The sequence below is a fragment of the Lewinella sp. JB7 genome, from assembly GCF_024297185.1.
Classification (GTDB): Bacteria; Bacteroidota; Bacteroidia; order Chitinophagales; family Saprospiraceae; genus Neolewinella.
Window position 1 is genome coordinate 247,527 of record NZ_JANCTD010000004.1, and the last position, 24,829, is coordinate 272,355.

Annotated in this window: 21 protein-coding genes; 7 read left to right on the forward strand and 14 right to left on the reverse strand. The window is 60.7% G+C overall.

Annotated features, from left to right (window positions below; genetic code table 11):
• Window positions 1-10: 10 nt before the first annotated feature.
• The 5 genes from NMA52_RS09245 to NMA52_RS09265 all read right to left on the reverse strand — a co-directional run bounded on the left by NMA52_RS09245 (window position 11) and on the right by NMA52_RS09265 (window position 9,103).
• Window positions 11-1,519 (reverse strand): M20/M25/M40 family metallo-hydrolase, encoded by a 1,509-nt coding sequence (locus NMA52_RS09245; RefSeq protein WP_254827378.1) that lies wholly within the window; start codon window positions 1,517-1,519, stop codon window positions 11-13.
• Window positions 1,520-1,540: 21 nt separating this feature from the next.
• Window positions 1,541-2,911 carry a putative oxidoreductase C-terminal domain-containing protein gene (locus NMA52_RS09250; protein ID WP_254827379.1) on the reverse strand — a complete coding sequence of 457 codons (1,371 nt, stop codon included), beginning with the start codon at window positions 2,909-2,911 and terminating at the stop codon, window positions 1,541-1,543.
• 22 nt (window positions 2,912-2,933) lie between these two features.
• Window positions 2,934-4,334, reverse strand: coding sequence for a Gfo/Idh/MocA family protein (locus NMA52_RS09255; RefSeq protein WP_254827380.1), 1,401 nt, complete (start codon window positions 4,332-4,334; stop codon window positions 2,934-2,936).
• A gap of 37 nt (window positions 4,335-4,371) precedes the next feature.
• The gene (locus NMA52_RS09260) at window positions 4,372-6,306 is read right to left on the reverse strand and encodes a ThuA domain-containing protein (RefSeq protein WP_254827381.1); all 1,935 of its coding nucleotides are present in this window, start codon (window positions 6,304-6,306) and stop codon (window positions 4,372-4,374) included.
• A 61-nt stretch (window positions 6,307-6,367) separates the two neighbouring features.
• Window positions 6,368-9,103: an alpha-L-rhamnosidase gene (locus NMA52_RS09265; protein WP_254827382.1), complete on the reverse strand. Its 2,736-nt coding sequence runs from the start codon at window positions 9,101-9,103 to the stop codon at window positions 6,368-6,370.
• Between the two features lie 149 nt (window positions 9,104-9,252).
• Here NMA52_RS09265 and NMA52_RS09270 point away from each other — a divergent pair, with 149 nt between their 5' ends.
• Together NMA52_RS09270 and NMA52_RS09275 are read left to right on the forward strand one after the other, a co-directional pair.
• On the forward strand, window positions 9,253-9,684 hold the full coding sequence (locus NMA52_RS09270) for a transporter substrate-binding domain-containing protein (RefSeq protein WP_254827383.1): 432 nt from the start codon (window positions 9,253-9,255) through the stop codon (window positions 9,682-9,684).
• Entirely contained in the window at window positions 9,681-10,655 is a 975-nt protein-coding gene (locus NMA52_RS09275) for a cation diffusion facilitator family transporter (RefSeq protein ID WP_254827384.1), read from the forward strand. The genes NMA52_RS09270 and NMA52_RS09275 overlap by 4 nt, the downstream gene beginning before the upstream one ends.
• On the opposite strand, the gene NMA52_RS09280 is transcribed toward NMA52_RS09275, so the two are convergent.
• From NMA52_RS09280 to NMA52_RS09290, 3 genes are all read right to left on the reverse strand, one after another.
• Window positions 10,645-11,661 carry an LLM class flavin-dependent oxidoreductase gene (locus NMA52_RS09280; protein ID WP_254827385.1) on the reverse strand — a complete coding sequence of 339 codons (1,017 nt, stop codon included), beginning with the start codon at window positions 11,659-11,661 and terminating at the stop codon, window positions 10,645-10,647. The genes NMA52_RS09275 and NMA52_RS09280 overlap by 11 nt on opposite strands.
• A 64-nt stretch (window positions 11,662-11,725) precedes the next feature.
• Window positions 11,726-12,484, reverse strand: a complete 759-nt coding sequence (locus tag NMA52_RS09285; RefSeq protein ID WP_254827386.1) for a hypothetical protein — start codon at window positions 12,482-12,484, stop codon at window positions 11,726-11,728.
• A gap of 21 nt (window positions 12,485-12,505) precedes the next feature.
• A complete protein-coding gene (locus NMA52_RS09290; protein WP_254827387.1) occupies window positions 12,506-13,264 on the reverse strand; it encodes a hypothetical protein in 759 nt (252 codons plus the stop codon).
• 170 nt (window positions 13,265-13,434) lie between these two features.
• On the opposite strand from NMA52_RS09290, the gene NMA52_RS09295 reads away from it, so the two are divergent.
• Window positions 13,435-14,172, forward strand: a complete 738-nt coding sequence (locus NMA52_RS09295) for a DUF3891 family protein (RefSeq protein WP_254827388.1) — start codon at window positions 13,435-13,437, stop codon at window positions 14,170-14,172.
• A gap of 3 nt (window positions 14,173-14,175) precedes the next feature.
• Here NMA52_RS09295 and NMA52_RS09300 read toward each other — a convergent pair whose 3' ends face one another.
• The 5 genes from NMA52_RS09300 to NMA52_RS09320 form a co-directional block, all read right to left on the reverse strand.
• The gene (locus NMA52_RS09300) at window positions 14,176-14,391 is read right to left on the reverse strand and encodes a hypothetical protein (protein ID WP_254827389.1); all 216 of its coding nucleotides are present in this window, start codon (window positions 14,389-14,391) and stop codon (window positions 14,176-14,178) included.
• A 108-nt stretch (window positions 14,392-14,499) separates the two neighbouring features.
• Window positions 14,500-15,327 (reverse strand): manganese catalase family protein, encoded by an 828-nt coding sequence (locus NMA52_RS09305; protein WP_254827390.1) that lies wholly within the window; start codon window positions 15,325-15,327, stop codon window positions 14,500-14,502.
• Window positions 15,328-15,584: 257 nt separating this feature from the next.
• On the reverse strand, window positions 15,585-17,351 hold the full coding sequence (locus NMA52_RS09310) for a right-handed parallel beta-helix repeat-containing protein (protein WP_254827391.1): 1,767 nt from the start codon (window positions 17,349-17,351) through the stop codon (window positions 15,585-15,587).
• A 45-nt stretch (window positions 17,352-17,396) separates the two neighbouring features.
• On the reverse strand, window positions 17,397-17,693 hold the full coding sequence (locus NMA52_RS09315; protein ID WP_254827392.1) for a DUF1565 domain-containing protein: 297 nt from the start codon (window positions 17,691-17,693) through the stop codon (window positions 17,397-17,399).
• A gap of 161 nt (window positions 17,694-17,854) precedes the next feature.
• Window positions 17,855-18,229 carry a Dabb family protein gene (locus NMA52_RS09320; protein WP_371930956.1) on the reverse strand — a complete coding sequence of 125 codons (375 nt, stop codon included), beginning with the start codon at window positions 18,227-18,229 and terminating at the stop codon, window positions 17,855-17,857.
• Window positions 18,230-18,496: 267 nt separating this feature from the next.
• Between NMA52_RS09320 and NMA52_RS09325 the strand changes: the two genes are divergently transcribed.
• The 4 genes from NMA52_RS09325 to NMA52_RS09340 are packed head-to-tail and all read left to right on the forward strand — an operon-like array spanning window position 18,497 to window position 23,982.
• On the forward strand, window positions 18,497-20,863 hold the full coding sequence (locus NMA52_RS09325) for an ATP-binding protein (protein WP_254827394.1): 2,367 nt from the start codon (window positions 18,497-18,499) through the stop codon (window positions 20,861-20,863).
• Between the two features lie 5 nt (window positions 20,864-20,868).
• Window positions 20,869-21,594: a hypothetical protein gene (locus tag NMA52_RS09330; protein ID WP_254827395.1), complete on the forward strand. Its 726-nt coding sequence runs from the start codon at window positions 20,869-20,871 to the stop codon at window positions 21,592-21,594.
• Between the two features lie 18 nt (window positions 21,595-21,612).
• Window positions 21,613-22,929 carry a cation:proton antiporter gene (locus NMA52_RS09335; protein ID WP_254827396.1) on the forward strand — a complete coding sequence of 439 codons (1,317 nt, stop codon included), beginning with the start codon at window positions 21,613-21,615 and terminating at the stop codon, window positions 22,927-22,929.
• Window positions 22,930-22,944: 15 nt separating this feature from the next.
• Complete coding sequence (locus NMA52_RS09340) at window positions 22,945-23,982, forward strand: carboxylesterase (protein WP_254827537.1); 1,038 nt, start codon at window positions 22,945-22,947, stop codon at window positions 23,980-23,982.
• Here NMA52_RS09340 and murQ read toward each other — a convergent pair.
• Window positions 23,938-24,753 (reverse strand): N-acetylmuramic acid 6-phosphate etherase, encoded by an 816-nt coding sequence (murQ, locus tag NMA52_RS09345; RefSeq protein WP_254827397.1) that lies wholly within the window; start codon window positions 24,751-24,753, stop codon window positions 23,938-23,940. The genes NMA52_RS09340 and murQ overlap by 45 nt on opposite strands.
• Between the last annotated feature and the right edge of the window lie 76 nt (window positions 24,754-24,829).

A 24,829-nucleotide genomic window follows, 5' to 3' on the forward strand; every position in this document is an offset into this window, starting at 1 on the left:
GATTTCGGGCTTACAGATCCGTCGACAGCACCCCGTAGAGGCTCTCCACGCCGCGGAAGTAATTGCTGAGCCGGATGTTCTCGTTGGGACTGTGCTGGTTGTTGTCGGGATTGACCAGCGGGAGCACGATGGCGGGTACGTCAAGGGTGTTCACGAAGGGCGCAATGGGCACCGATCCCCCCATCGTGCGTACCAGGACCGGCGGGGCGCCAAAGGTGGCGGATAGGGCACGCTGCAGCCAGCTTCCGGTGGGGCCGTTGAGGTCGGTCCGGAAGGCGCCGTAGCTGGTGCGGCCGCTGAAGCTGGCCAGACGGGGATAATCGAGCCGTTCCTGGTCGGTGGGTTCCCGGCCGTCGGGGATGAGGTGAAAGCCCTGGTTTTCGATGTGGCGTTCGACCAGACCGAGCAGGCGGTCGCCGTCGCTTTCCTTGACCAGGCGCAGGTCCAGGTTGGCCACCGCGGTAGCCGGAATGATGGTACGGGCCGCGCTGCCGATCCAACCGCTGGACATGCCGCGCACGTTCAGACTGGGATACTGAAGCGCCTCCTGTAGGTTGCCCCCCACTCCGTCGGGCTCGCTGAAGCCGATGCTTTGCCGTAGCTGGAGCGGATCGTCGGGTACGCCGGCCATCATCTCGCGGGTAGCTTGATCCAGTTCTATGCCGTCGTAGTAACCGGGGATCGTGACCCGCCCCTGCTGATCCTTCATCGAGCCCAGCAACTGCGCCAGCCGGAGCGCGGGATTGGGGGCGTAATTCCCGTAGTGGCCACTATGCTGCGACAAGCGCGGGCCGTAGACCGTGATGCGGGCCGTCGCGATTCCCCGGGCACCTCCCATGAGGGTGGGTTGATTCGTGGTATGCACCGGTCCGTCGAGAATGACGAGGTGATCGGCGGCCAGGGCGGCGCGGTGGGTTTCGACGGCACCGGGCAGGTCCGGACTACTCCCTTCCTCCATGGGGTCTACGATGAACTTGACGTGGTAATTGGGTCGCTTCCCGTCGGCCACGAGCTGATCCCAGGCGATCAGGAACATCATAATGGGGGCCTTTGCGTCGCTACTCGACCGCGCGAACAGTCGCACCTCGCTGGTATCGGGCCGGGCGGGAAGTGCGGCGGGGCGGTAGTCGATGCTGCCGGCCGCATCCACGGCCATGGTCCCGTAAACGGGCTGAAAGGGCGGAGCGAGCACCCACTTCGTTGGATCCACGGGTTGCCCGTCCACGTGTCCGTAGAAAAGCACCGTCTCGGCATTTTCGCGGTCGGCGGGGAAGCTCGCGAGTAGCAGGTCGATGCCGGCGTTGGGAAGGCGCTGGGTGGTAAAGCCCCGCCGGCCGAACTCCCGTTCCAGCCACTGGAGATTAGGCTCGAGCTGGCCGTCGATGTGAGCGTCGTTGGACAGGGAGAGAAACTCGATGTAGGTAGGTAGGCTCTGGAGCGTCCGCTCGTACAGGGCGGTGGTTTGGGCGGGGACGCGGGAGCAGAGAAAAGTGAGAAGAAGCAGACTTAGGTAACGCATAGGCTGGTTTGGGACTGAAAATTACCGGCTCATCTTGTAGGCTTCGGTCGTCACGAAATACTTCGTCAGTATGTTCGCGCGCTCCCACGCCGGTAGATTGCCGTCGGTAAGGTAGCGCAAGTACTGCTCGGTCACCTGTCCGAAGTGATCCTCGTGGCCGGTACGCAGAGTGGGTGGTACGGTGATTTCGTAACCGGTATCGGCGCGCCGGTAGGCGATGCCGGGAAACGACGACTGCAGGGCGTCGATGGCATTCCTCAGCGTACTCTCGTCGGGCGTGCCGACGGGTTCTACGTACAGCGTCGGCGTGTACCCCTGCTCGGCATCCTGGCGGATGATCAGGTTCGCCCGCGTGCCCCGCATGACGGAGTAGTGGGTATCGGCGGCGCCCGGCGGCGCTTCGTAGTTCCATATCACGGACACCTTACCGTGGACGCCGCGCACCGTGAAGTCGATCTCTCCGTTGGCGAACACTTCCAAATGGCCGTCCTTCACCTGGGACTGTAGGTAGTCCGGGAAAGTTTCCTCACCGGTGACGTGGCTGAACTGTTCCCGACTCAGGCGAGTGGCCCAGCGGCGCGCCCGCACGACTTCGACTTCACTCGTCGCGATTGCCTGGTCCGGAAAGGTTTCCCACAGTACCAGATCCACCAGGTGGGTCGCGACGTCCACGATCCCCTCCCCCTGCTGCTTGACGTCAAAGAACCAGGCCGGACGGATCAGCGGCGCCCCGGAAACTTCCTTACTGAAGTGGTGGACGCTCTCCTTACTGATGGCGGGCTCCTCCACCGACCCCGTCACCAACTCCCCGAACAGGGCGGTCTGCCGGGAGAGCGCGCGCTGCAGCATGGTGGTGATCTCGAAGCGCTCGGTCATGATGTCGTACACCAGTACCCCCCGCGCCTCGGCCTCATCGAGCGTTCGCGCGAGCAGTTCGTACTCGGCCGGATCGATGACCATGGGTTTGTCGGCCAGTACGTTCAGTCCGTGTTTGACCGCTGCTTCGATGTACTCGGTTTTGCGGCCGTTGTTCCCGGACACCACGATCACGTTGCCGGCCCGGTCGGCGAGCATACGGTCCAGGTAGTCCGGACCGGTGTACACCTCCTGTTGCCAGCTCGTCGGCGACGTTCCCGCATTGTAGCGCTCGATGCGGGCCAGGTGTTGCCGTACGTCCTCCCCTTCCGGAGCGTACACGTGTACCGTCGGGTCGACTTGCTCGTACATTTTCTTCTGCACCAGTCCGGCGTGAAAGTGGCCCGGATCGAGGGTGATGAGCCTAACCTCTCCGGAGCTCCCCCGAAAGGCGGCAGCGGACGAGTCGTCGGAGGGGGGATTCGGGGAAGCACAACCCATGATGGCGGTCAGGATTAGCGGTGTACAGATTCTCACGGTGGGTGGGGTTGGTCGGAAATTATTTGCGGGCGTGGCCGGCCAGTACGGGGATATTGTCGTAGCCGTAGGGGTAGCGCTGGGAACGGGAAAGCATTCGGTTGGCGGCGTCGTTATCCCGGAAACGCTCGTTGACCGGATCCCACTGCAGTTTGCCGGGTACTTTCATGGCGATGTGGGAAATGAGGCAGGCGGTGCAGGAGCGGTGGGCGACCTCGGCGGGGGAGATGGTGAGCTCACGCGATTTCATGCAGTCCAGCCAGTTGCGGTGCTGCTCGGGGCTGTCGTACAGCCGGATGTCGTTTTCGCCGATCTCCAGCTGGGCCTTATCCTTAATGGAGGTTTTAAAGGCCGGGGAATTGCCGAAGTCGGGATCGTTGGCCGTCACGGCTACGTTGCCGCGGGAGACGAAGATGTCTCCGTCCGTACCGTAAAAGTGAACCCCGTTGGGCAGCTCACCGTCGACGATCATCGTCACCCCGTTAGCGTACCTGCTTTCCACGCGGTAGGGCCCGTGCACCGTCCAGAGGCCTTCCCGGGGGAACTCGGCCGTCGCCTCCAGCTCGATCGGCCCGGTGAACTCGGTTCCCATTCCCCAGTGGGCGATGTCGATGTGGTGTACGCCCCAGCCGGTGATCATGCCGGCCCCGAACTGCTCGCAGCGCAGCCAGCCGGGACGGGAGAAATCGTGCTGTGGGTGCACCCGTTCGAGGGTATAGGGCACGTAGGGGGTGCGGCCGAGCCACATGTCGTAGTTCAGGTTCTCGGGGACGGGCATGGGTGTCGGATCCCCACCCGCCGGGTCGCTGGGCAGACCGATCTCCACCCGCTCGATCTTACCGATGCGTCCATTGCGGACCAGTTCGCAGGCGCGTCGGAACTGGGGCCAGGGGTCGGTCGAACGTTGCTGACTGCCTAGCTGGAAGACGACGCCGGTACGGTGCACGATGTCGCTCATCATCCGTCCCTCCGCCACCGTAAGGGAGGTGGGCTTCTGGAGGTAAATATCCTTTCCGGCCAGGGCGGCTTCGATGGCGGGCTGGGCGTGCCAGTGGTCCGGGGTGCTAATGATGACGCCGTCGATGTCGGGGCTGGCCAGCAACTCCCGGTAGTCGTCGTACATCTTCACGTCCATAAAGGTATCGCTGCCCTTATTCTCGCGGTAGTACTGCTCGATGTAGGCCTTGCCGAGTTCCTTGCGCTTGCTGTCCACGTCGCAGACGGCCACGACGCGGGCCACGTCGTTCTTCATGGTTTCGGGAAGGTCATGTCCGCGCGCAATGCGTCCGAAGCCGATCTGCCCGATGTGGAGTTTGTTGCTCGGAGCATCCTTACCGAGGACGGAGGCGGGAACGATGGTGGGAAAAGCGACGGTGGCCGCCGTGGCGAGGAGTGACTTTTTGATGGCTGATCGACGGTTCATGGGAAGGACTGAGGGAGAGAGGGAATGAAGGAGTGAATTACTCTGCAGCCCAGCGGATCCCACCGAGGATGTGCCGGAGGAACTGCGGGTCGGAGTAGTGCTCGATCCGGTGGCCGAGGGAGGTGTACCACTGCCGCCCCCCGTCCGTGGTGTGGTACCAGGAGGTGGGAAAGCTGCTGCCGAAGGTGTCGGCGGGATAGGTGGCGTGCCCCTCCTCATCGTCCACGGTGCCGAGATCGGCGGCCAGCAGGACGTGTATAGCGGGGTTGAGCTGTTTGAGGTAGTAGCACTCGTCATCGCGGATGTGCCAGGTCGGTGGCAGGAAGTCGGTGGAAGGGTGGTCGGCATCCACGACGGCGACGTCGAAATCCTGCCGCCTGGCGTGGCGGAAGAACTTGCCACCGACGTTCCGCCAAAACCAGGGCCAGTCGCGCTCCGAGCCGCAGGCGGAATGGATGCCGACGAAACCGCCCCCGGCCTCGATGTACGATCTGAAGGCCGCCTCCTGCTCCGGGGTATCGAAGATGTCGTTGTTGGTATTCGAAAACACGAGCACGTCATACTCCTCGAGCCGGTCGGGGGTGAACATCCCCGGGTCCTCCGTATGCACGACTTCGAAGCCGTTCTCCTCCCCCAGTTTCCGGATGGCCGCGATGCTGGCCGGGATGTTGTCGTGGACGAAGCCCTCCCCGTTTTTCGTATACAGCAGTACACGGGCACCCCGCAAGCCGTCGTCCGCCTCCCACGTCACCCGGGGTGGATGAGCAAAATCCCGCCAGTAGCGGTTGGCCGTCGTGGTATCGAGCTGTCCGTCGTAGACCATCATCCGGTACCGGAGGCGGTAGGTGCCGCCGGGTCGCATGACATAGTCGCGGTCCTGTGCCGGATTAAAATTGACGAATACGTTCTCCTTCCCCCCGTTAGCACCGGTAGGCCAGATGCGGATCTGTTCCGGGTAGTTGTAGTTGCCGGGGTGGGTCATGAACAGTATGCCCGCGCGGCCGTGCTCCGTCGGTCCTTCCACTTTCATCCAACGGGCACGGGTGGCGTTACCGTCGGCTTTATTCCTGCCCGCGCTGGTCAGCAGATCGACGTTGTCGTCGTTCCAGCCGGCCCGCCCCCGGTAGCCGAAGCCCTGGTAGCGGTAGGCCTTCACGGTGAAGGGTTCACCGGTAATGTTGGTCTGCTCGGTGGTATAGTCTATTTGGTAGTTGTCCCCGTGGGCAGGGAGGACGCGCAGGTTCAGTGTTTCTTCCAGCAGTTGCTCAGGATTGTCGGTCACGGCGCTGTCGCGGTAAGCCAGGTAGGCATGACGAGCGGTGAGGCCGGCCGTTACGCTTCCTTCGTGGACTCCCGTCACGTCCTGCGTAGCTACGGTTCCGTGACCGCGGACGAGATTCCAGAAGTCGAGTTCCCGTCCCCGAAATTCCGTATGCGTCCAGGGGTTCCACACCCCGTAGTGATGGTAATGATCGGGCGGCTGGATGCGGGTCAGGGTATCGCCGGCCGGGGAGAGCAACGGGTGCAGGTAGCCGCCCCGGGAGAATATCGGATCCACGCCGGCGGGCACCCCGGCGGGGGCTTGCTGGTAGGTCAGTACATCTCGGCCGTTGACGGCAAAGCGGACGGCTCCTTCGTCTTTGCTGGCGGTGAACGCGGGAGCCATGGACGTGCCGGAAGCCGGCGCCAACCGGTAGCGACGCGTAGTGCCGGCGGGGGTCGCTCCTGTCATGACCCAGCAGAGTTGTCCGTCCGTCCACTGCGCCGCGATCGCCCGGTTTTCCCCGGTGGTCGTCTCGTACAGTCCTAATTCACCGCGATTATTCCAGAGGCTATCCGCTACGGCAACACATACCGGCGTGTCCTGGCGATCGTATTCTCCGGCGGAGACGTGGAAGGCGGACACCAAGGGCTGAGCCGCCAGCGAACCTAACCCACCTAAAAGCAGAAGAAATATGTAATACTGGTGCATGTTCGACAAATAAACGTTGGAGCCTACCAAAGTAGGCAAAACCGGAAGACCCTCTAAGGATTTACTTTCCTACCGGAGCGGGCAACCGAAAGCGGTAGTTTCCGGATCCCAGTCGCACCACCACTTTGCCGTCGATCCCTTCCGCGGAATGCACTCCGTTACCGGTAGATAAGGTAGTACCGTCCAGATCGACCCGTGCCGGGTCGGCGGCGGGCAGCGTGAGCGCCGCGGTAGCGTTTGGCGGTACGGTGACGTTCACCGTCAATTCCTCCCCGTCCAGTGCCCAACCGCTGGCGGCTAGCCCGTAGGGCGTCATCAGTTCGGCGGTCGCGTCGGTGAGGCTTCCTCCGGGGTGGGGGTTTAGCAACAGGTGGCGGTAACCCGGCTTCTCGGCGTCGGTATCCAGTCCGGCGACCGTACGGTAAAGCCAGTCGCCCACCGCCCCGTAGGCGTAGTGATTGAAGGAGTTCATGGTGACTGCCTGAAAGGAAGAGTCGGGTTTGATGCCATCCCACCGCTCCCAGATCGTCGTGGCGCCGCGCGTCACGGGGTATAACCACGATGGGTATTCCTTCCGTTCCAGCAGGGAGTAGGCATCGTCGAGGTAGCCGTAGCGCGTAAGTACCTCCAGCAGGTAGGGCGTACCCAGGAAGCCCGTCGTCAGGTGGCCGTAGGAGCGCACGTTCTCCACCAGCCGTTCCGCGGCCTGCTCCCGGAGGGCTTCCGGCAACAGGTCGAAGTGCAGGGCCAGTACGTAGGCCGTTTGCGTGCTGCTAACCAGGCGGCCGTTGTGAGTAACGTATTCACGCAGGTAGGCTTCCCGGAGGGTTGCGGCCAGCTCCCGGTACCGTTGCGCATCGGCCGGTTTATCCAGCACGTCCGCGGTGCGGGCCAGCAAATCGGTCGAGTGAATAAAAAAGGATTGGGCGATCAGGTACTTGTCCGTTACGGCCGAACGACCGTCGTTGTCGTCCTCGGCGGAGTAGAAGAGCCAGTCGCCGAAGTGGAAGCCCGTGTTCCACAGATTGTCTCCCGCGGCATTGTCTTCCATATACTTCACCCATGCCTGCATACTCCGGTACTGCTCCTCCAGGACCTGCCGGTCCCCGTAGGCCAGGTACATCGTCCAGGGGGCAATGGTGGCCACGTCGGCCCAACCCGCCGCCCCTGCAGCACCCTCACCCAGCACATTGGGGATGACAAAGGGCACGGAGCCGGACTCCAGTTGATCGGCCTCCAGATCCCGCAACCATTTCCGGAAGAAGCCGGATACGTCATAGTTGAAGGCGGCGGTGCGGGCGAAGGCCTGGGCGTCACCCGTCCAGCCGAGGCGCTCGTCGCGCTGGGGGCAATCGGTGGGTACGTCCACGAAGTTTCCCCGCTGCCCCCACTGAATATTTCGTTGCAGTTGATTGATCAGGGAATCGGAGCAGGTGAAGGTGCCGGTGGGCTGCATATCCGAATGGATGACCTCCGCGGTGAAGCTGCCGGGGGTAAGCTCCCCGGGCCACCCCCTCACCCGCGCGTAGCGGAAGCCCATAAAGGTGAACTGGGGCCGGAAGGTTTCCGTGCCGCCGCCCGCCAGGGTATAGTCCAGGCGCTGTTTGGCGGCGCGCAGATTGGTGGTGTAGAAGTTACCCATCTTATCCAGCACCTCGGCGTGCTCCACCGTCACCGTGGTTCCGGCCGGACCGCTTACGGAAAGGGCCACCCGCCCCACCAGGTTCTGACCGAAGTCGAGCACGGTATCGCCCTCCGGCGTAACGATGAGTTCCACCGGATCGAGCGTTTCGGTCACCCGTACGCCGGGGCCCACCGGTGCCACGAGAATATCTCTCGGGTGGTCGACCATCCTTACTCCTTTCCAGTCCGAAACGTCGAAGCCGGGCTCCGTCCAGCCGGTCTGTTCCCGCCGGGCATCGTAGACCTCCCCGTTGTAAATATCGGAACTGCGAATGGCCCCCGTACCGGACCGCCACTCGCCGTCGGTTCCGAAGCGTTCGGACGTGCCGTTGCGGTAGGTAACCTCGAGTTGAGCGAGCAGACCGAGCGTCTTTCCGTAATGGTTACGCGCGTCGCCCCAGGCCAGATAACCGCGGTACCACCCGTCACCCAGCGCGACACCGATGGCGTTTGCTCCGGTCCGGAGGTGATCGGTAACGTCGTAGGTCTGGTACTGCAAGCGCTCGTCGTAGGCGGTCCAGCCGGGAGTAAGTAGCAGGTCCCCTACCCGCTTGCCGTTGATGGTAGCTTCGTAGACGCCGTGGGCCGTGATGTAGAGCCGGGCCGAAGCGATGTTGCGGTCCAGCTCGAACTCGCGGCGCAGCAGGGGGGCGGGCATGGAGCGGTTCTCGTCCTCCGTCACATCGGGCTCGATCCACCCCGCGGTCCACTCCTCCGGGGTGAGCAGACCGGTTTCCCACCGGGCGGGCGGGCTCCAGGCTGATGGCTGGTCACTGCCGGTCCAGGCCCGGACTTGCCACACACGTTGCTCCCGCGACCCCGCCGCCGGCCCCGCGTAGGACACGAGTACGGACTGGTCCGAATCCACCTTACCCGAATCGAAGATGAGCCTGCGGCCCCGTTCCAGATCGGTTTCGTTGGCGGCTACGCGAATCTGGTAGGCCGTCTGCATCACGTCGCGGTCGGCAGACTGAAGCCGCCAGCTAAGTCGCGGCCGGGCCTCCCCTACCCCCAGCGTATTTTCCTGTTGTTCGAAGCGGAGATCGGACACGGTAACCGACTGGGCACCGAGCGTCGCCAGACCGAAAAGCAGTAGAAAAAGGATATAACGCATGGGAAAATGGAGTGATGGACCCCGTAATGTATCGACCCCGGGGCGGGGAACTGTCCTGCACCTTCCGGCTGCCCGCAGGACCGTCCACCCTTGTCCTCCACGCCAAAATACCCCGTAGCTTTACCCGCTTGTCCGCTAATGACCTGCTTATGCGCTTTTGCTTCGTCCTTCCGCTGCTCGTCCTGCTGCTGATCTTCGGCTGCGATATTCCCCGTGACCCCGCCGGCTCGTTCGCCCGCGCCCAACGGGAAGCCCTCCGCGTGGGAATTACGGATAACCCGCCCTTCGTCATCATAAGCGACGACGACCTACACGGTACGGAAATAACGATCGTCGAGGAGTTCGCCGGGGCTAACGGTATGGACATCCGCTACGTGATGGGCAGCGAATCGTCGCTCGTCAGGCAGCTCGAACGGCGGGAACTGGACGTCGTGATCGGGGGGCTGGAAAAGACGTCGGTATGGACCCGGGAAGTCGGTGCTTCAGTGCCCTACGACGGCCGCCACGTTTTCCTGATCCCCCGGGGCGAAAACAAATTACTCTATCACCTGGAAAGTACACTTCGCAAACCCCGGTCATGATCTACCGCGCACACGCTTTCGAGCTCCCCGCCGACCTGCAGCCACGTATGCAACGGGCCAAACGCCTGGAGTGGATTACGGTGGCTTACCTGATTTCCGTCGTTGGGCTCATGTACCTGGTCATGGGGTCGAGCCAGGCCATGAAAACCGCGTGGCTCGAGGATATCCTTGGCCTTTTTCCGGCCATTTCGTTCCTGGTCGCGGCGCGTCATTACGATCGCCCTCCCTCCGCCAGCTTTCCCTACGGATACCACCGCGTGTACAGCATCGCGTTCCTGACCGGGGCCGTGGCCCTGTTCGCCATGGGGGCGTTCCTGCTGATCGATGCGGGGATCAGTCTTATGCGTGCGGAGCGACCCACCATCGGCAGCACCGTCGTGTTCGGACAACAGGTGTGGTCGGGCTGGCTTATGATTCTGACCCTGCTGTACAGCGCCCTGCCCTCCGTCGTGCTCGGGCGCGCCAAGCTTCCCCTGGCCCGCGAGCTTCACAACAAAATCCTCTTTACCGATGCCGATACGCAGAAGGCGGACTACCGCACGGCCTTCGCCGCCATCGCGGGAATCGTCGGGGTCGGTATGGGGTACTGGTGGGCCGATTCCGCCGCCGCGGTCCTGATCTCCTTTTCAGTCCTCAAGGACGGCTACGGCAACCTGAAGGAAGCCGTACAGGACCTCATGGACCGCTACCCGCAGAAGGTCGAGGAGGATCGCCGCGATCCCCTGATCGGAGAGGTGCACGCGCTGGTCGCCTCCTGGCCATGGGTAGAGGAGAGCCGGGTAAGATTTCGCGAGGACGGGCAGGTGTACTTCGGGGAAATTCTGGTCGTACCCCGGCGGAACGACAAGCTGTTGCAGGATATCGCGGCGGGCCGTGCCTCCGTCAGGAAGCTCCACTGGAAGCTGCACGACGTCACCATCATGCCGGTTCCGAATCTGGAGGACGTACCCGAGGAGTCCGTTACACCGTAACGCCGCGCATCACCTCCGCGAGTAGTTGGTGGGAGTACAGCCGCGCCGCGTGGTCGTAAACGTGGGCGGAGACCATGAGCTCATTGATGCCCGTCTGTTGCACGAATGCCCGCAGATCGCGGGCCAGGGTAGCTTTACTTCCGAAAAAGGAAGCCGCCAGCATCTGCTCCACGTACTGCCGTTCGGCCGTCGACCAGAGCGCGTCCATGGAGTCTACGGGCGGCTGTACCAGCTTACGCTTTCCGGTTACGATGCCGAGGAAGGCTTGTTGGAGGGTCGTCGCCAGGCGGTTGGCTTCGGCGTCGGTGTCGGCCGCCACGACGTTCACGCAGGCAATGGCGTACGGTTCGGACAGGGCAGCGGAGGGCCGGAAGTTATCGCGGTAGCGTTTTAAAGCCGCCATTAGCTGGGCCGGCGCGAAGTGACTGGCGAAGGCGTAGGGCAGGCCCATGAGTCCGGCCAGGTAAGCGCTTTCCGTACTCGACCCCAACAGGTAGATCGGAATGTCAAGCCCCTCTCCGGGAATGGCACGCACGGCGGCGTGGCTGTTCTGCGCCGAGAAGTAGGTCTGTAGTTGCTGTACGTCACGGGGAAAATCGTGGGCCGCGTCAAAGCGATTTCCCCGGATGGCACGGGAGGCCACGGGATCGGTTCCCGGTGCCCGGCCGAGGCCCAGATCGATGCGGCCGGGGTACAGGGAGGCGAGGGTCCCCAGCTGCTCCGCTACGATCAGCGGCGCGTGGTTCGGCAGCATGATGCCCCCCGATCCAATTCGCAGCGTGGAGGTACCACCCGCCAGGTAACCCATCAGGATAGTCGGCGCCGAACTGGCCACTCCGGCCATGTTGTGGTGCTCCGATACCCACATACGGTTATAGCCCAAAGCCTCGATGTGGCGGGCCAGATCGAGGCTCTTACGGAAGGTATCCGCCGGCCGGTCTCCTTCGGCAACGGTGGCGAGTTCCAGGACGGAGAAGGGAATGTGCAGTGGTGGATTGGCGGACATAGGGTCAGGAATTTCGGTGCCCCGGACGGGGCCTACGAATACACCGATCCGCCGAAAATGGTTGCTAGCGGAGGGCCTCCATACTGTCCTGCCGCACCTGAATTACCCCCCGCCGCGGTCGGTCGAGGTCGATGATGATGAACACCAGCAGGCAGATGAGCAGGTTCAGCACCAGGGCGGGGGCGCGGGAGCGGCGTTCCCCCAGACCGCTCGAATATCCGATCAGCCCGCCCGTGCTCACGAAGAAAACGAAGAGCAGGTAAAAGATGGCCGGCGGGACATGGCGTTGCAGGGCATCGATCCGACTGCCGTAGGCGTCAATCATTTCGTTGACGGCCTGCAGGAAGTAGCCGGTCTTCACCGGATTCGGGTTCGCGTCGGCGGCGGCCACCCCGATGTCCCAGATGCGCTGCTGCAGGGCGGAGGTTTCCACGTTCAGCACCCGCCGTTCCTCCCGGTGCGTCAGATCGACGTGGGCGCTGCGCAAACGCAGTTCGATGTACTCATCGATGGCCGTCTGGGCCTGCCGGTCGTAGGGTTCGGGCAGCAGGGCGGTCCGTAATTCGGCGGTGCCGATGGCGTTCGCTTCGTTGACTTCGGCTCCGGAGCGCTCGTCGTACCGCTGGATCGACATGCTGAAGGTGAAGCCCAGAATGAGCGCCAGGAGACCCAGCACTCCACCCTGGATCGCCGAGGTCTGGGACTTAACGTCGCTGTCCGATCGGTCGAGGTAGTAGCCCCCCAGACGCAGGCCTAGTTCGTTGGCGACGATGATGAGCACGAAGAGGAGGACCGCAATCAGGATGCTGTTCAGACTGTACATAAGAGGATGAGTGTGGAATGTTTAACGCAGAGCCTCCATGCTGTCTTGCTTCACCTCGATGACGCCCCGTCGCGGCCGGTCGAGATCGATGATGATGAAGACCATGAGGCAGATCAGTAGGTTCAGGACCAGGGCGGGGGCGCGGGAGCGACGTTCCCCCAGTCCGGTGGAGTAGCCGATCAGACCGCCCGTAGCGATAAAAAAGACGAAGAGCAGGTAAAATATCGCCGGGGGTACATGGCGGTTCAGTACGTCGAGCCGGCGGCCCTGGGCATCGATCATGTCGTTGACGGCCGTGAGGAAGTAGCCGGTCCGTACGGGGTTGGGAGTAGCGTCGGCGGCGGCCACCCCGATGTCCCAGATCCGTTGCTGCAGTTGTTGAGTCCGTTGGTTCAGCGCCTTCCGCTCGGCGACGTGGGTGAGGTCGGTGTGACTGCTCTCCAGCCGCAGGTCGATGTAGTCGTCGATGGCCGACTGGGCTTCCGCGGCGAAGGGGTCGGGCAGCAGGGCGGCGCGCAGCTCGGCGGTCCCGATGGCGTTGGCCTCTTCCACTTCGGCACCGGCGCGGCTGTCGTAGCGCTGGATCGACATATTGAAGGTAAAGCCCAGAATAAGGGCCAGCATACCGATGATCCCCCCCTGGATAGCCGAAGTTTGGGATTTGACGTCACTGTCGGTTTTGTCGCGGGAGCGGTGTCCCAGGCGCAGTCCGATCACGTCCGCTACGATAATCAACACGAAGAGAATAGCGACGATTATCACGCTATTTAGATGATACATATACCGTATTTAGGCCGCGAAGATAGTTCGTGTACTAACTCACAACTAACAATTTTCGGGCGGGGACGCGGGAGCCGGACTCCTACGGTAAAAAGCGATCATTCCGGGTCGTTTCCGGTTATTCTCAGCGGGTGGTTCCAATAATTCCGGCCGCCCGTACTCTATCTCCCATGCTCGTACGCCCTCACCCCGCCGGCTGGCGCATCACCCTTCACCCCGCCCACGGGCTTCTGGCCGCGGAGCTGTATACTCAACTGCCGGTGGTGGTCCCGGCGGATCTGTCGCTCCCGACCCTGCTGGCCGTCGCCCAACACGATGACCACCAGCTAAACTTTGCCGACGGCGATTACCTTACCGAACGGGGGGCTCCCAAGGATTTCACGCTGCTTGAGATCTCCGAAAAGCAACGTAGCCTGCAGGCCGAGTCCCTCATGGCCGATGCGCGCCGGAAGCACGGTTGGACCGGTCTGCTTATCGGCCGGCATTACGAATTTTTGTACGCGGGACAGCCCGTCGATGCTCGTCTCCGCAAACTTCTCGACCGGATCAAAACCCGGCGGAAGGAGCTACTGAAGTCACGCGGATGGACTTCCGAGCTGCTGGAAACGACCTATGGCAGATTGCGATTTTGCGACCGCCTGTCCCTCATCCTGTGCGGCGAAGAGCTTCCGACCCTGGGTCGTGATCTCGAGATTAACGACGCCCTGGGCGACCCGGTCTTTCTGCACCAGGATCCCGAATCGGGTGTGCTGGGCGTTCGGCCGTGGCCGTTCGCCACGGAGGAGTTCACCGTTTCCGTCGAATCTTACGTGGTGGAAAAACTGAGTTACCGGACCAGTCGGGAGCTTGGAGAAGAACTATCCCGTACGCCGGCCGAGGTACGCGAGTGGACGTTGCGGGCAGAGTAAACGCTAGTAGTGGTTCCGGCTGCTCTGCCGGCGCCAGCGCCGCGACTTGCGCATAAAGCCCACACTGGCCATCCCGTAGCCCAGGTTGATGAGGGCGTAGCCCACGAGGAAGGGGGCTATTCGTTCCATCCGAATTACTCCCCCCATAAGGAAGGCGTAAACGGCGGCGGCGAGAACACTGAGCGTGAGGAGAAGGGTAAGGGTAGCGAAGTTTTTCATGAGAGCGGTTTGTTAGATCAACGGGCTTGACCATAACAAATTGTCCCCATTACACCCCCCTACCCCTCCCGGAGTCCGGTATTGCGTACAAAGTTTTACCGTACAATTCTATTTCTCCTGTCCTTTCTGGACCGCCGCCTGCGGACTCGCGTAGCCGAGATCGGGTATGCCGCCGACGGGTTGCATTTTTTTCAGGTCGAAAGTCCCCTTTCCGTCGATGCTCTGACCGGAGGACCAGCGTCCGGTGGGAGGCGCGACCGAATCATCCTTGCCCGTCGTGTAGAAAGTGTAGTTGTAATCAGACAGCTCCTCTTCCTGGGGGAAGTTGTTGGGAATGGGGTGGTTGTCACGGCCGCCGAGTTCTTCCCACGCGGCGAGAAATTGATTTTGGTGCATGGTGTCGCGGGCAATCAGGAAGCGGAGCATGTCCTTCATACCGGCGTCGTTAGTCATCTTGAACAACTGTACGGCGAGCATTCGGCCCGTGCTTTCGGCCATCACGTTGGCGAGCATATCGGCCGCGGCATTTCCACTGGCGTAGACGTGGCTGCAGTTGAAGGGCACCCCGCTGCTGTCAACCGGCATGGCGGCCATGCAGGTGCTAATGACGTGCTGGATGTTCATCCCCCCCATGGCGGCTAGTACCACGGGATCATTAGCCGCCTTATCCTGCTCGAGGGGCGCCCCCTCCAGGTTGAGGGCCACGGCCGTAGCTAACATCTCGATGTGGCCCATTTCCTCGGTGCCGGTTTCGAGCAGCATATCCCGGTACTTTTTCGGCCCCCGGGAACCCCAGGCCTGGAACATGTACTGCAGACATACGCGAATTTCTCCCTGTATTCTCCCGATGGCCTGCTGAAGAGCCTTAGCGAATACGGGATCGGGCTTATCGACCTTTACGTGGTACTGGAGTTTGCCTCCGTCGTGATAAAACATAATACGGATTTTAATGTGAACGATATACTCACATAGGTAATCCGCAACCGGGTTTGTTCTGTAGAGAGGACAAAATTTTACATACCTCCACATTCACCCAATAATCCTTCTTATTTGATTTAACACGCAATTTAATTGTTGGCACATATGACCCGCCGAGACATTTATACTGTGCCAATTACGCTATATCATACGGGCCATGGTATTCCATTGACCCCGGGAGGTTGGGGCCGAAGGGACGGGGCCTGATCGGTAGGTCAGGGAACCACTACGGTGCCGGTGAAGGTCGCCTGGTGGGATCTACCGGTCAGCCGGTAACTTCCGGCGGGTAAGCCGGCGGTAGATATCCTGATGCGATTAGTACCGTCACGGAGGAGTTGTTGCCCCCTACGCGCGATCTTACCATCCGTGGCCAGAAGCATCCACTCTCCGGCACCTTCGCCACCGTGGGTAAACTCGGCGTACGTTACGGTGGACGCGGGATTCGGATACAAGGCAATAATTGATCGGGGCAGGGCTACGGGTGCGAAAAGGCCCGTTGTCCCGTTGTCGGCCCTGAGGGCGCCCGGAATCCATACCTGACCGCCGGACTCATAGGCACCGATATCGGGGGCTGCTCCCGTAAATCCTTCGGTATATCCCGCTACTTCGGTACCGGAATCGATTAAGCTGGAGCCCGGCGCCGGCCGGAAATCCTGGCCGGCACGATCTACGAAGGGGTCCGTATCGGCGATCAGGTTATGGCGCTCGGTTTGTCCCTCCCACTCACCGACGGTACTGAAGTTATTGATGACGCGGTTTTCCCGTTGGCTATACCCGTTCAGCCAGATACCCATGGCCGATTCCGGTCGGTAGAAACTATTGTTGATGATATCGTTGTAGGACGCGTCCCAGTTCATCTGTACGGCCGACCAACTGATGTTCCACACCATATTGTGGTGTACCGAATACCCCTTGCTGTTATTGTCGAGGTAGATCCCCGCGGTACGGCCGTCCGCGTATTCGGGGCCGCTGGAATCGTGAAACCAGTTATGGTGAATGCTTCCGTCTTTCCGGTTCGCGTTTCCGACTACGTAGTACATCCCGCCATCATTATTGATGCGCATGCAGTCGTAGACGTCGTTGTACGCAAACTCGGATTCGTGCCCCGGCAGATAGACCCCGTCCCGGCCGGTCGTGTAGATCGTATTGTGCGTTACGATTGCCCGCTCGCAGTTGGCGCGCACCGGAGAGGAATGAATGCCTACCGTGTTAAAATCGTGAATCTCGTTTTCCTCGATCGTCACGTCCGCTACGCCCCCCCAGCCCTGTACGAAAATTCCGTTGTGGGAACCATACTCGATCAGATTGTTGCGGATCACGGTGTTTTCCGCCTGAACGTGTACGCTGCCCGACCCCACCTGAGCGCTGGTATTGTCCAGCTCGTCGATCATGTGCAGTCCGTGCGCGATTACATTGTCTTCGATCACGCAGTGGGAAGCTTTGATCTGGACCTTCCCCCCGAAGGTCTTTATTCCCTTCACGTGAACGTAAGGCTGCTCCAGTAACACGGTATGCTCCCGTGCGGTATACTCCGCGGTTCCATCGTGGGGAGCTGCGCCGTCCGGGGGTATGAAGTACAGGATATTGCCGGCCCCGTCGAAGTACCATTCCCGTTCGTGATCCAGCGCGGCAAATGCGCCCACGAGGTAGGCGCGTCCCCGGTTGCCGTTGCGAAGCAAGGTGGGATTATGGGGGTTAAAGGGCCACTTGTCGATGTCTACCGCTTCGAAGCTGACCGTCCGTCCCGTGATGTTCGTCACCGACCTTGTCCAACTGGTCCCTGAGTGGGCCCCGAGATACCATATGTACCCTCCGGTCCAGTCGGCTGGAGGTGTATCCGCCAGGTCAATCGTTCCGGCGGTTCCCCCGTTCACGGGCGTGGCATCGATGGTATAGGGATCGCGATCGACGTTGTTGGGCCACCGGGCCAGGTCCATCAGTTGCCCGTTGAAGTAGAGGTTATTGAGACGGCCCAGCGCCATGGGGACGGTAGCGGTGTACCATTTTTCACCGGTGGCGCGTACCCATTACCCGATCGATTCCGTAGCGGTAAGCGTAACCGTTTCATCCCCGAACGCCCGGTAAGTGATGGCAGCGCTTTCCGTACCCGCGTGGACGGGCGATAGTGTCTCCCGGTAGGTACCGCCGCGGAGGTAGCATATGTCCCCGGCTCGTAAAACCGCGGATGCTCTGGCAATGGTGCGAAAGGGGAATTCTTTGGTACCGGGGTTCTCGTCATCTCCGTCGGTGGAGACGTAGTAATCGGTGGCGGACAGAGGGATCAGTACCGTGAATAAAAAACTAAGGGTTAGTAGGAACTTCATGCGGACAAAGTAGCCCGGGTGAGTAGCAGCTGTTGCTTAGTTAAACATATGGGATACGGTTTGGGCGGTCCGTGGCAACTTGGTGCCGTTGCAACGGTGGAAAGCTTTACGTCGCCGCCGGAGGCAGCATTGTACTGGCGCCGCCGGGAGGCAGCATTGTACTAGCGCTCCCGGGAGGCAGTGTTGTACTGGGCCCAGTAGTCGACGACGAATACATCCTTAAGGTGAGGCTGCAGGACACTAACGAACGCCTGGTGAGCGGGATGGGGCAGGTACGCTTCCCGGTCGGCTTCGCTGAGGAAGGTGACGAAGAAGGCATGGGTGAACCCCTTGTTCAGTCCCTCGGGGCTGTTGTTGACGCCCCATTCGTAGTCGTGAATTTCCTCGATTTGTCCGGGCAGGGCGCTGAATGCCCGCTGGACGCTGTCGATTTGTGCCGGGGTGGCTTCCTCCTTGAAGGCGAAGAAAACGGCGTGGCGAAGGAGGCTGTCGGGGGAAGCGACGGTGGATTCATCCAGGGCTTCGGGGGTATCCATTGCCGGTGGGGGTAATTCTTCCTGACATCCTACGGTGACGAACAGGCAGGTGAACAAAATGGCTACGAAACGGAACGTGTGCATACGAAGACTTTGCCACGAATATAGCTTTCCAACAGCTACCGAACCCGGAAGGCCCGGTACACGTCTATGGGTACGGAAACCGGAAAACTCTACCAACCCCCCCGCGCCGTGGTGCCGAGCAAAAATAGCGGCGCCGCGGCGGGGACGGGAAATCCCTCGCGCGCGCTTAGTATCTTACCCTCCATGACCGCTGACTTACCGATTTCGTTTGAGGTGACGGCCGACCGGGCCGTTACGGGAATTGATCCTACTACCCCCGTCAGTGAGCTGGCCGAACGCACCCAGGAAATGGCTAAGGCCATGATCGCGCGCGGAGATGCCTGTCCCGTAGGGGAAGAAGAAGACGTTAACGATCTGGAGTGTCGCCTCCTGCACTTCGTGTGGGCCGAGCAGGCGAAGCGATTCCTGATGCTGTACCGCGATGTTCAATTGCAGTTACAGATCGCCTCCCTGAAGGTGAAGGAAGACCGGGCGGACCGGGGCCGGGTCGCAGCATTGTACGATCAATCGCGGGAAGCTCTGCAGGCTGCTCTACGGGAGTGGGACGGTGATTTCGCCGCCCGCCGCGACGCGCTGCTCCGCAACGAACGGCAACGCAACCGCCAGTTGCGTGCCTGGAAGTTGCAGCACAACCCCTGGCCCCTCTACCGTCACCAGATCGAGACCATCGCCGAACAGAGTGCCGGCCTGGCCGAGGAATTTACCCGGCTGTCTGCCGGTAGCGAGGAGTTTGACGAAATACGCGTGTTGCTACGTCGGGGCGTATCGGCCAGCGAGGAAGTAATGACCAAGACCCTGGAACGCGCCGGAGAAATTACCGCCTTCATTACGGAGGGTGATTACGATCCCGATCGGCCGGGCATCGTCGCCGCGAAGCTCGAAGATTACATTTCCGAAGAAGGCACCCGCCCCCGCCTCGACCGATTCACGAACGCGATTACGGCGGGCATTGCCAAGCTGCCCGAGTCACAGCGAGTCACCGTAACCGCCGAGGAAGGTTTACTGAAATATAAGGAGGTCAACTTTCGACGGTCGACCGATCAGTGGGTGTCGGCGGAGATCATGCCCCTGCTCTACGAACTATGGGAACTCAGCGAACAAACGAATAATGGTCTGAACGTAGCCATCGTCAATGTGCGTAACCGTGCTTTACTGTTATCCAACGAAGCGAAGGCCGGCCACGAAGTGACCTATACCAACGACGAGCTGGCGCAGCCCTTCACCGGTTTCCAACAGCGAAGTTCCCAGCGACGGCAGGAATACGCCAGAATCAGGGAGCGCATCGAGGAATTGATCGACGACAACCTCCGCCTGACCTCGGTGTACCGACCGGTGGCGGGCTTCCTCCCCCTGCCCCTCCAGTCAGGCATCAATGTATTTACCCGTCGGCAGAGCCGGTTCATTACGGTTGTGCGGGAATGGCTGGCAGATCACGTCAGCGGCTTGAGCAAACTACTGGGCGATGCCGCGCGCGAAGAGAAACTCAGCATTAGTGAAAAAACGGTTCGAGTTATCCAGCAGCGGACGGCTTCCCCCGACAATGCCGCCTACACGAATATTCTGATGACCAAAGGGTACATCGGAGAGTCTTTCCTGGTCGGGCGGGAATCCGAAACCGCTCACCTCCGCCAGCTCATCGAGCACTGGAAACTCGGCTACCGGGGCGCCGTTATGCTGACGGGCAATCGGCTGGCCGGCAAGACGCTGTTCGGAGAGCTCATCACGAACCGATTCTTTCCCAGTCAGGCCATCCGACTGCGCCCCCATGCCCAGATCACCGTCAGTGGCCGCCGCCTGCGCACGACCGGCGACCTGGCCGAAGCTCTGGCGTTCGTGGAGAAGTACACCGTACAGTCGCGCCCGCTGGTGTGGATCGACGATCTCGAACTGTGGTGGGACGACGATCATACCCTGGCGGAAAACGTTCGTGCCCTCGGCCACCACATCGATGACTACTCGGCCCGTATTTTCTACCTCGTCGCGACCACGAACGCCGTTTACCGTCACCTGGGGCGCTTCCTGGATCTGCATCGGGTATTCCAGTCGGAGATCAATCTCGATCGCTTCTCGCTCGACGATATGCGGCGCGCCGTACTGATCCGCCACGGAGCTACCCACAAGATCATGGTCGACGCTGAAGGAGAGCCCGTGAGCGAAACCGGCTTTGGGCAAATGGTCAAACGCATCTACCGGGCAACCGACGGTAACGTGGGGGAAACCATCGATCGCTGGGCTTACTATACCGAGCGCTACGACAACGAGCGCGTGTATCAGCCGAAGATGAAACGCCATACCCTTCCCGCCTTTCTGACTCCGGATACGGCTACGCTGCTGGCGGCCGTACTGCTGGAGAAGCGTACCCGCGATTACCGGCTACGCAAACTCTTCGGACCGGCCTATAACGAACGGTACGGAAGTATACTGCAGCGACTTATTCGGATCGGGTTGATCACCCGTAACCACGACGGTAGCGTGGAGGTCACCGAAAGCGTAGTCAACGACGTAGGTCGGATGCTGGAATCCGAAGCATATCTACAGTACTCAAAATAAGCCCCGTGAATCCGATACTGAAACCCCTGTTCGGCTGGATGGACCTCCTGTTCGCCGCTGTCCTATTGTACGGCATTTACGCCCTGCTGTTTATGCTGCGCGACTGGCTCATGAAAGCCAAACGTACGGAAGGCTTTCGGGCGGGAGCGTACCGCATCATCGCGCCCTTCCTCTTGCTGTACGAGCCCATTACCGCGCTGGTGTTGGCCGTAATTTTCCTCTTCGTTAACCCCGTCCTGCACGGAATCCTCCTGCTCCTGGTGGTGGCGGCCGGGTTTTCCCGGCTTCGTGACTACCTCAGCGGTCGGCTCGTCCTCTTCAATCCCCTCATCGGCGTGGGCAAACGGATGCGCACCGAACGGCATAAGGGGGTTATTTCCCGCATCGGACGGATCGGCCTATACCTGCAGACGGGGGAAGGGCTGCACTTCGTCAACTACACCAATCTGCTCACGGGCGGCTTCTCCCTCATCACCGGTAAGGACATCGGGGGGTATTACCAACTTGAGATGGCCCGCCCGGAAGGAATAGACCATCCGCTACAGCAGTTGGCCGACCGCCTAACCACTACACCCTACCTGGACCGTACTTTCAGGCCCGAACTTGCTTATGCCGGCAGGGAACAACAACGTATTCATGCCCGGCTGTCGGTACGGGACGAAAAGCACCTGACCGAACTACTCACCCTTCTCGGCGAATGGGGATACCCCGCCACCATCGCCAAACGCTAAGCCCCCGACCCCCTACTCATGGAACAAGTAGACCCCTACCTTCTCATCATTGAGGCCTCCGTGGTCATCATTCTTTCCTTCTTCTTCGGAGAAGTAAGCAAACGGACCAACGTACCGTCCGTGTTGATGCTCATCGTACTGGGCATTCTCATTAAGCTCGGATTAGACGCTTTCGGTTTCGGTAACCTGAATTTTTTCCCCGTCCTCGAGATCCTCGGCATCATCGGCCTGATCATGATCGTGCTCGAAGCGGCGTTGGAGTTGAAGCTGGAGCGGGACAAATTCCTCGCGATCGGTAAGGCCTTTACGGTCGCTCTCATCGGCCTGTTGGCGTCGACCTGGGTGGCCGCCATTATTCTGGAACACTTCATCGATGGCATGTCCACCCAGAGCGCCTGGCTGTACGCGACGCCCTTGTCCATTCTGTCCAGTGCCATCATTATTCCCAGCGTGACGGGACTTAAGGGGCACAAGAAGGAGTTTCATATTTACGAGAGCACCTTCTCCGACATTCTCGGCATCATGTTATTCTACTTCCTGACCAGTCAGTTGGTCATCATTCCCGAAGCGGGAGAAACCCTGGATGTCGTGGAGCACACCGGATCGGGGGGGCTGGCCTATCTGGGTAACGTGTTGCTTACGATCGTCGTTTCCCTGGTTGCCAGCTACGCGATCGTGCTGATCTTTCAGAACATTAAGAGTCACGTTAAGCTCTTTCTCCTCATTGCCGTATTGCTGCTGCTGTACGCGATCGGCAAGAAGTTGCACCTCTCCTCCCTGATCATCGTGCTGATTTTTGGATTGCTCATCGCCAATATGCGGCTGTTCTTCCGGGGCCCCCTGCGGAAGTGGCTGAACTACAAGAAGGCCCTGCATATTTACGAGGGACTGCACGTCGTGACCATCGAAACGGCCTTCGTGGTACGGACCTTTTTCTTCGTCATTTTCGGGGTAACCATCACGCTAGCTTCCCTGCTCAGTGTCGACGTAGCGATCGTAAGTGTACTGATCATTCTGAGTATCTACCTTATTCGCTTCATCATTCTGCGCATCTTCATCGGAGCCGATATTCTGCCGCAGTTGTTTGTGGCCCCGCGGGGTCTCATTACGGTACTGCTGTTTTACGCCATCCCAACCGAAGCAAATATTCCGAACTTTGAACCCGGAATTTTGCTCTTCATTATCATCGGGACCAGTATCATCATGACGCTCGCCATGGTGGTGGATAAGAAGCGAACGACCTCCGCCATTCGTAAGGTAGCCAGCTCTCCGGTAGGTTACGAACGGTGGAAGGCCCCCACCCTGGCGGAACCGGCCCCGGAATCGGAGCCATAATCCCGCTCCTTGAGCATGCGAAAAATGCTGTACATCGCCGTCGGTTTTATTGTTATCATGGTCGTCACCTACCTACTCGGGCCGGAGATCGATCAGCCCGTGTACGTCCCCGCGGTTCCGGAGGTTCCTACTGCAGCCGCAGTCCTGACGGAATACCTGGCCCGCAAGGAATCCGCCGCTCCCACCCGCCCGAACAATGAGGCGCGGATCGTCTGGCACGACTCCACCCGCTCCCCCACCGAGTACGCCTTCGTGTACCTGCACGGGTTCGGGGGAAGCTACCGCGACGGATATCCCGTCAACGTAAACGTCCCCGCCATCTTCGGAGCGAATGCCTTCCTGGGCCGGTGGTCGGGTCACGGACTCACGGCCGAGGCCGCCCTGCGTGATTTCACCCCCGAATCCGCCTGGGCCGACGCCCTGGAAGCGCTGGCCATCGGGGAAGCCATCGGCCGGAAAGTGATCCTGATGTCGACCTCGACGGGCGGCACTCTGGCTCTCAAATTAGCCGCCGAGTTCCCCGACCGCGTTCACGCCCTGCTGAATATGGGTCCTAACGTGGAGGACGATCAGCCCGGCGCGTCCTTGCTGATGTCGCCCTGGGGGCACGAACTCGCCTACCTGGCGTCTTTCGGAAGTAACAAAAAGATCAGTCACGAAGAACCCGGAGCCGCTCAGTACTTCGACACCGTCTATCCCAGTGAAGCTCTCGTTGAGTTGCAGGTACTGGTACAGACGACCATGACGCCGGAAACCTTCTCACGAATCACCTGTCCCGTCCTTACCATTTTCTACAAGGAGAATTTTTTAGTAAAAGACGAGCACGTCGAGGTGTCGAGCTACCCCGACGTTCACGATCAGTTCGCCACCCCGGCCGACCGGAAACGGCTGCTTCCCCTTCCCACGCCGAAGAGCCACTTCGTCGGAAGCCAGATCAAATCTGAGGACTGGATGGCTGCCCAGAGGGCGATCGTGGAATTCTGCCGCGACGTCCTGGATATGCACCCCCTACATCCGGTCGATCACGTTTCTGACACTGCCGGCCTCGAGTAAGCGTTCCCGGGCTTCGTCGTAGGGTAGCCCCGTCGACTCCACGATCATTTTAGTACCGCGATCGATCAGTTTCGCGTTGCTGAGCTTCATGTCCACCATACGATTTCCCCTCACGCGACCGAGTTTGATCATCACGGTGGTCGTGATCATGTTAAGGATCAGTTTTTGTGCCGTACCGGACTTCATACGCGTACTGCCGGTGACGACCTCCGGCCCGACGACCGCTACCACGGGATGGTCGCAGACGGTGGTGACGGGTGCGCCGGGATTGCACGTCACGCAGCCGGTCAACAGACCGGCCGCCCGGGCACGCTCGAGCCCCCCGATCACGTACGGCGTGGTACCCGAAGCGGCAATGCCGATCAGCGTATCGTCCGCATTCGGAGCGTAGACGCTAAGGTCGGTCCAGGCCTGACCGCCACTGTCTTCGGCCGATTCGACCGAATCGCGCAGGGCCCGATCCCCCCCGGCAATGATGCCGATCACCATACCGGGAGGTACCCCGTAGGTCGGCGGGCATTCGCTGGCATCCAGAACGCCCAGCCGACCGCTGGTGCCGGCTCCGATGTAAAATAAGCGCCCCCCCCGCTCCATTCGCGGCACGATTGCTTCCACGAGCCGGGTGAGTTCGGGAATGCTCCGCCCGACGGCAGCCGGCACCAGACTATCCTGCTCGTTAATAAAGGTCAGGAGTTCCGCCGCTGAGCGGGTTTCCAAATCGCGGTAGGGACCAGGCTGTTCGGTGATACGTTGAAAGGATGCGTCGCTCATGGTCGATGGGGAATAGTGAGGGGGAAAAGTACGGTAACTCCCCCACAGTAGCGTCGGTTTCAGCCGACCTGATGCT